Origin of the sequence: Pseudoalteromonas sp. SMS1 (assembly GCF_021530565.1) — a bacterium.
Classification (GTDB): Bacteria; Pseudomonadota; Gammaproteobacteria; order Enterobacterales; family Alteromonadaceae; genus Pseudoalteromonas.
In genome coordinates, this window is record NZ_JAKGBI010000019.1 from 124,737 (window position 1) to 132,540 (window position 7,804).

A 7,804-nucleotide genomic window follows, 5' to 3' on the forward strand; every position below is an offset into this window, starting at 1 on the left:
GCGCCCAGATAAACGAGGAAGCTTTTTATGACCGAACATCAAAATGTAGACCACGAAGAAATCGCGAAATTCGAAGAAATCGCCGAAAGATGGTGGGATACAGAGGGTGAATTTAAACCTCTACATGACATCAATCCACTACGACTAGACTTTATTAATGACAAAAGTACTGGGCTTTTCGCAAAGAAAGTACTCGATGTTGGTTGTGGTGGCGGTATTTTGACCGAAAGTATGGCCAAGCTCGGTGCAGAAGCTACGGGTATTGACATGGGGCAAGAGCCCTTGAACGTTGCTAAATTGCATAGTCTTGAAAGTGGCATTTCTGTTGAATACAAAAAAATACCCGCAGAGTTGTTTGCCGATGAAAACCCTGAACAATTTGATGTTGTGACCTGCATGGAAATGCTAGAGCATGTCCCAGATCCTGCTGCAATTATTGGTGCAGTCGCTAAAGCCGCAAAGCCAGGTGCAAGTGTCTTCTTCTCGACCTTGAACAAAACACACAAAGCGTATTTGTTAGCTGTTGTTGCTGCTGAAAAGTTATTGAAGATGGTGCCTGAAGGCACACATGACCATAACAAGTTTATTAGACCTTCAACCTTAATCGGCTGGGCAGAGCAACACGGTTTAAAAGTGCGTCATTCAGCGGGGATCAGCTATAACCCCTTTACCAAAACATTCACTCTTAGTGATGACGTGAGTGTGAATTACCTTCTTCACTTTGAGAAATTAGCATGACCGAAGCTGTAATTTTCGATTTAGATGGGACTTTACTCAATACAAGTGAAGATTTAGGTGGCGCATTAAATCAAGTGCTGCGCGCTCATAGTAGGCCGACCGTCTCTAGAAGTGCGTATAGTCCTGCTATCTCTAATGGAGTAAAAGCGTTGCTTGAGGTGGGATTTGGTGAAGCACTTCAAGATTACGATGTTGAAGTGCTTCGACAACAAGTCTTAGATAGTTATGCGCAAAATATTGCGGTGCACTCTCATTGTTTTGACGGCATTGCTGAATTATTGCAAAAACTCAAATTAATGAATATATCTGTGGGCATCATGACCAATAAACCAGGCTTCTTAACAAGGCCCCTTCTACAACAGATCCCTGATTTGGCCGACATAGACGTTGTCGTATGTGGAGATACATTAAAAGTCGCGAAACCGCACCCTGAGCCTTTACTGTTAGCAGCCGAGCAGCTAGGTGTAGATCCGACGCAATGTTTCTACGTCGGCGATGCACAAAGAGATATTGAGGCTGCCCATGCAGCTCGGATGCGTTCAGTTTCTGCACTGTGGGGCTTTATCCCTTCACGAGAGGATGCCATCTCATGGGGTGCAGAACTAAACTTAGAACACCCAATTGATATAATTTCGCACATATAGTGAAAAATTATAATTTGAGACACTACATATTGTGTCTTACACTTAGCACTGAGCGAAATTGAACATAAAAAAATCACTCAGAATTTTTACCAAAAAAAGACAAAAATCCTTGTATTGAAGTTGATTTTTTTAAGGGCTCAGACATCGTGGATAATTGTAGGTTAGTAAAGACTAACACAAAGAATTTATCCCAATGTTATCCACAATCTGGGCTCATTTGTTCTATTGCAAATTACAAATAACCACACTATCTTGTGATGCACTTTCAAATAGGCACCATATCTAGTGGTGATTTCCTAACCAATATATAGAACTTGGGAATACAGGCATAGCTTATGAACCAACAATTATCTGTCAGTAAAAGAAACGGTCGTAAAGAACCGCTTGATTTAGATAAAATTCATCGTGTGATAACTTGGGCCGCAGAAGGCTTGGATAATGTCTCAGTCTCTCAAGTAGAGTTAAAATCTCACATCCAGTTTTATGATGGGATCCGTACTGAAGACATTCATGAGACTATCATCAAAGCGGCTGCTGACTTAATCTCTAAAGATACGCCAGATTATCAATACTTGGCCGCTCGCTTAGCAGTATTCCACCTTAGAAAGAAGGCATATGGTCAGTTTGAGCCACCACACCTATACGACCATATTGTCAAGCTTGTGGAAGAAAAGCGCTACGACGAGCACCTATTGAAAGACTATACACGTGAAGAGCTCAATGAACTTAATGAATACATTGACCATGCTCGCGATATGACTTTTAGCTATGCCGCAGTAAAACAATTGGAAGGAAAGTACCTAGTTCAAAACCGTGTAACAGGCGAAATATACGAGAGCGCTCAGTTCTTATATATGCTTGTTGCTGCGAGTTTATTCTCTGATTACAGCAAAGATGCTCGCCTTGATTACATTAAACGTTTTTATGATGCAGTGTCTCAGTTTAAAATCTCATTACCTACACCGATCATGGCGGGTGTCCGTACACCAACACGTCAATTTAGCTCGTGTGTATTGATTGAGTGCGATGATAGCCTTGACTCAATCAATGCGACGTCATCTGCAATCGTTAAGTATGTTAGCCAACGTGCAGGTATTGGTGTGAATGCCGGTAGGATCCGTGCACTAGGTAGCCCTATTCGTAACGGTGAAGCGTTCCACACGGGCTGCATCCCGTTCTATAAACACTTCCAAACTGCTGTTAAAAGCTGTTCGCAAGGGGGGGTGCGTGGTGGCGCTGCAACCCTTTTCTATCCACTTTGGCATCTAGAGGTTGAGAACTTGCTGGTTCTTAAAAACAACCGTGGTGTTGAAGAAAACCGAGTTCGTCACTTGGACTATGGTGTTCAGTTCAATAAAACCATGTACACGCGCCTTTTAAAAGACGATTACATCACATTGTTCAGTCCTTCAGACACACCAGGTTTGTATGATTCGTTCTTTGAAGATCAAGAACTATTTGAAGAGCTGTACACTAAGTATGAGCAAGATGAGTCAATTCGTAAAAAACGCATCAAAGCGATTGAACTTTTCTCTATGTTTGCCCAAGAACGTGCGAGCACAGGTCGTATTTACCTACAAAACGTTGACCACTGTAATACACACAGCCCGTTTGACTCAAAAGTTGCACCTATCAGACAATCCAACCTTTGTTTAGAAATCGCTTTACCAACTAAGCCTCTGAACAATGTAAACGACGCTGAAGGCGAAATTGCACTGTGCACGCTGTCTGCATTCAACTTAGGTGCAATCAAAGATTTATCTGAACTTGAAGAACTTGCTGAACTAGCTGTTCGTGCGCTTGATAACCTGCTAGATTTCCAAGATTATCCAGTGCCAGCGGCACACACAGCTACGATGGGTCGTCGTACGTTAGGTATTGGTGTTATTAACTTTGCATACTATCTAGCGAAAAACGGTAAGAAGTACTCTGACGGCAGTGCGAATGCGCTAACACACAGAACGTTTGAAGCAATTCAATACTACTTGATGAAAGCGTCAAATGAGCTTGCGAAAGAACGCGGTGCATGTCCTAAGTTCAATGAAACGACATACTCGCAAGGTATTATGCCTATCGATACTTACAAGAAAGACGTCGATAAAATTTGTGATGAACCACTTCATTTAGATTGGGATGCGCTAAGAGAAAGCATCAAAGAATTCGGTATGAGAAACTCTACCGTTTCTGCACTGATGCCGTCTGAAACATCTTCACAGATTTCAAATGCGACGAATGGTATCGAGCCTCCTCGCGGACACATTAGTGTTAAGGCGAGTAAAGACGGCATCTTAAAACAGGTTGTACCAGAGTATGAAAAACTGAAAGAACAGTACGAATTACTGTGGGATATTCCTTCAAATGATGGTTATCTTGGCCTTGTTGGTATCATGCAAAAGTTCATCGACCAAACAATTTCGGCGAACACAAACTACGACCCGACGAAGTTTGAAGGCGGGAAAGTCCCGATGAAACTGTTGTTGAAAGACCTGCTTACAGCGTACAAACTTGGTGTTAAGACACTTTACTACCACAATACTCGAGACGGTGCAGCTGATGCACAGGATGAATTAAAGCCTGAAGCAGAAGATGATGGCTGTGAAGGCGGTGCTTGTAAGATTTAAATAAGACAATCATTATCGAAATAGCCCAGTTTTCATGCTGGGCTTTTTTTCAAATTGATACGTGCTTAACGCGATTAAACTCACTTTATTTAGCCAGACTCCGCCTTAGCGGTTTTAACCCGCCCCTTTACCTTTCAACCTGTTTAACATTGCTGTCGACCGCCTTTACACAAATAAAATATTTATTGTATCAATGAACGGAGTAAGTAATGCAAGTACATAATCAGGGCACTTGCCGCGCTTAGACTATTTAATATTACATAAAGCAGAGTGTTGACTTGGTACACTTACATCCGCAACAACACAGAGGTCATTGTCGCGTTGTAATATTTGATAGAATGCACCTTGCGCGGATAGTTGATGACAACTGTAAATTTGATGAGGTTGTAATTGCCAAAACGCCGCTAAAATAGGCGCTGCGGAACCGGTTGCAGGATCTTCTCGAACGCCATATTGAGGGGCAAAATATCTAAAATACAGGCACCTTGAGTTATGTGGCTCACACGACGTAACAATCAATGCCCTACGTGTAAGCTGACTGTATTTTAGTTCGTTAAAATCAAAGTCAGCCACACTCTTTTTTGTCGGCAGCCGCGCAACCAGATAACCATCCGAGGACTCCGTTTCTTTAAAGTGAGTCAGCTGTTTACCAAACAGCGATAAAAGCACTTTTGATGGCTTGCTGACTTTTAGCTCAGACAAAGATACATGCATCATGTAGTTACCAGCGCCCTGTCGTGTGACACAAATTATGCGATTGCTAGACTCAAAATACAGTCTATCTTGGCAAGTATTTAAAATTGAAATCAATACATCCGCTGCCGCAAGCGTTGCATGCCCACAAAACTGAATTTCACAGTGGGGTGAAAACCACCTAATCGAATGCGCCCCACTTTTGTTAACAAAGACAAAAGCCGTGGCTGAGATGCCATAATTTTGCGCTTCAGCTTGAAGGCATACTGTATCTTTAAATTCAGACAGCGCCTTACATAAATGAACACATGCGAGATTACCGACATATTCTCTTGAGCAAAACACTTGCCGTATATAGTGGCTTCTCATACAAGTTGACCTTCTCAGAAACTAAAGTTTACCTTTCTTTTTCACCTTGTTTTACACGCTTTTCGAGTCACAATTTATTTGCTGCAGTTGGCAAGCTAAAGGTCTGCTATACCTCTTTTGTCACCTGCCACAATGAATCAATAAAATGTTCATTTGCATCGGTAAAATTCTGAACTAATGTAAATCCCGTTTGCTCGCATAAGTCTTCAATATCTTTTTTTGTAAATTTAAACGAGTACTCTAAATGTATGGGTTCATAAGCATCAAAATGAAACACGCGTTGCAATGCTTTAATGTAAACTTCTTGCTTTTCGGTGGATAGCACATAACTTTCCATCGCACCAAGTACCGGGTTATAAATTCCATAGTGCTGAAATTTATCAGGCTTAAAGTTTCCTCCCAGCTCTTGATTAATACGATGTAATAAATTCAGATTAAACTGCGCCGTCAGTCCTGAGCCATCGTTATAAGCCGCGGTCAGTTTATTGACGTCTTTTTTCAAATCGTAACCGGTTAATATGTAATCAGATGCGCTCAAGCTCATCCACAACTTTCTCAAAAAACCTTGGCTTTGCTCACGGTTAAAGTTCCCTATGTTCGAGCCCAGAAACAGAACCAACTGTCTATTTGATGATTGACTTCTGACAAGTTTTAAACCTTCAAAATACTCAGCTACAACACCATGAATTGCTAAGCTGCTGTCTGGTCTAATGTTTTCTCGTAACATCACCATCGCTTTTTCTGAGATGTCGATGGGGTAATAGTTTACTTTACACCCACTTTTTAAAAACCCATCAATGATCAACTGGCTCTTATGCCCATCACCTGCACCAAGTTCAATAATATCTATTTCTTGCTCATCAATTAAATGCGCTAACTGGCAGCTAATTCGAGTGAGAATTTCCACCTCTTTGTTTGTTAGATAATAATCTGGATGCTGGGTGATCTTTTGAAAAATCTCACTGCCTTTATCATCATAAAAGTACTTAGCAGATAAGTGCTTTGGCTCCGCGGTTAGGCCAGTAAGTACCTCTATGGCTAGTTGCTCTTCATCTGCATCGTGCCCCTGCCCATTTTGTGTCAGTAATCTAAAATGTGTCATTAAATATCCTTAGCTAATCTAATACCCGAAAACATCCAACGCTGGTGCGGTGCGTAAAAGTTGCGGTAACTATGGCGATAGTGGCTTGTCGGTGTTGCTACACATCCACCTCTTAAAACAAACTGACTACACATAAATTTGCCATTGTATTCTGTTAACATTCCTTGATAGGGCCTATATCTTGGGTAACCAGAATAATGGCTTTTACTCCAACACCAAACTTGACCAAATTGTGCGTCACTTTTTGTCGGGTGAAAAAAATCCGCACCTTCATTTTCTGGCCTGTAGCATCTTGGCTTATCAAAGAAACGATCATCACCCGAGGTCAAATACACTTCCATCTCCTGCTCAGTTGGTAATCTGGCCCCTTTCCAATTTGCGTATGCATCCGCCTCAAAATAACTAATGTGTGTGACAGGCGCATTGATATCTATTAAATTTAACCCGTGAAGTGTGAACTCATACCATTTATTGTCGATTTTTCGCCAGTACAATGGGTGAGCTACTTGGTTATCACATACCCAGTCCCATCCCATGCTCAGCCACCATGCCGCATGGTCGTACGCGCCATCTTCAATAAACGCAAGATAGTCACCATTGGTGACTGTACAGTCACTCATCGCAAAGGAATATACATAATGGTTATGCCTTGGCTTTTCGTTGTCGTATGCAAACGTGCTTTCCAAAGCCCCAACTTCGTATATTCCCTCGCTAAATGACTGCCATGAGGGATTCACTAATGACGATGCGTTGAGTTGCTTCTTACTATAAATGGAATCAATTGGGTTACCGCCCAGAATAAATTTAATATCCATGAGTAATAACTCTTGATGCTGTTGCTCATGGTGAAGCCCAACCTCCAATAAAGAGAAGATTTCATCATCCACGATAGTCGTAGATAAATAATTCACCATCAGGTTATCTACATGCCTTCTATACCGGAATACGTCATCTACAGTCGGTCTTGACAATTCACCCCGCTGACTTTGTTTCCAGTGCCGGCCAGCCGACTTGTAATAAGAATTAAATAAATAACGATATTGCTGATGGAATCTTGAGTAGTCTGAAACGTATTTCGCTAAAATAACCTCTTCGAAAAACCACGTTGTATGCGCTAAGTGCCACTTGGGTGGGCTCACATCTGCCATAGGTTGCACAACGAAGTCTTCAATGGCTAAATTCGAACATAACGCCGTTGAACGCGCTCTTATGCTGAGGTACTCATCAATAAAGTACTGAGATTTTTCAGTACTGCTTAATGTAATCCAATTCATAAGCTACCTAACTCAAAGTTATTTATATTGTGGCTATTTATTGCTTGCTCTACCCGGCAAACTCAAGCCTTTTCTAATCTTGATTTACTTCCCAGAAAAGGCCTGCACCTTTTACTTACTTCACTTCAATATTGAGTGCGTTACAGTTTGGAAGCATATAAATTAACAAATACTAAACAATGAAGATTGTATAACGATGTACATGTGTCAAGTTCAACCGATTCCTATATCATTAATTAGTAACCACAAAGGATTTATGCAACACACGAAAAGCCACAGCAATAGCTTTGATTTAAAAACCGATATGTTAGCCAGCGGGGAGTCTCGCCCCGTTGGCTACCCCTTTAAATCGTACTATTTAAC

The 7,804-nt window shown here is 41.4% G+C and carries 6 protein-coding genes; 3 read left to right on the forward strand and 3 right to left on the reverse strand.

The genetic code is table 11. The features are described from left to right. The first annotated feature begins 27 nt into the window (after positions 1-27). The 3 genes from ubiG to nrdA all read left to right on the forward strand — a co-directional run bounded on the left by ubiG (position 28) and on the right by nrdA (position 4,003). Complete coding sequence (ubiG, locus tag L1286_RS18980; protein ID WP_235408593.1) at positions 28-738, forward strand: bifunctional 2-polyprenyl-6-hydroxyphenol methylase/3-demethylubiquinol 3-O-methyltransferase UbiG; 711 nt, start codon at positions 28-30, stop codon at positions 736-738. Next, positions 735-1,382 carry an HAD family hydrolase gene (locus tag L1286_RS18985; RefSeq protein WP_235408594.1) on the forward strand — a complete coding sequence of 216 codons (648 nt, stop codon included), beginning with the start codon at positions 735-737 and terminating at the stop codon, positions 1,380-1,382. The genes ubiG and L1286_RS18985 overlap by 4 nt, the downstream gene beginning before the upstream one ends. A gap of 335 nt (positions 1,383-1,717) precedes the next feature. After that, positions 1,718-4,003: a class 1a ribonucleoside-diphosphate reductase subunit alpha gene (nrdA, locus tag L1286_RS18990; protein WP_235408595.1), complete on the forward strand. Its 2,286-nt coding sequence runs from the start codon at positions 1,718-1,720 to the stop codon at positions 4,001-4,003. Between the two features lie 246 nt (positions 4,004-4,249). Here the strand turns inward: nrdA and L1286_RS18995 are convergent, their stop codons facing one another. The 3 genes from L1286_RS18995 to egtB form a co-directional block, all read right to left on the reverse strand. Then, entirely contained in the window at positions 4,250-5,065 is an 816-nt protein-coding gene (locus L1286_RS18995) for a PhzF family phenazine biosynthesis protein (protein ID WP_235408596.1), read from the reverse strand. Positions 5,066-5,171: 106 nt separating this feature from the next. Continuing rightward, positions 5,172-6,167: an L-histidine N(alpha)-methyltransferase gene (locus L1286_RS19000; protein WP_235408597.1), complete on the reverse strand. Its 996-nt coding sequence runs from the start codon at positions 6,165-6,167 to the stop codon at positions 5,172-5,174. Further along, positions 6,167-7,441 (reverse strand): ergothioneine biosynthesis protein EgtB, encoded by a 1,275-nt coding sequence (gene egtB, locus L1286_RS19005; RefSeq protein ID WP_235408598.1) that lies wholly within the window; start codon positions 7,439-7,441, stop codon positions 6,167-6,169. The genes L1286_RS19000 and egtB overlap by 1 nt, the downstream gene beginning before the upstream one ends. Between the last annotated feature and the right edge of the window lie 363 nt (positions 7,442-7,804).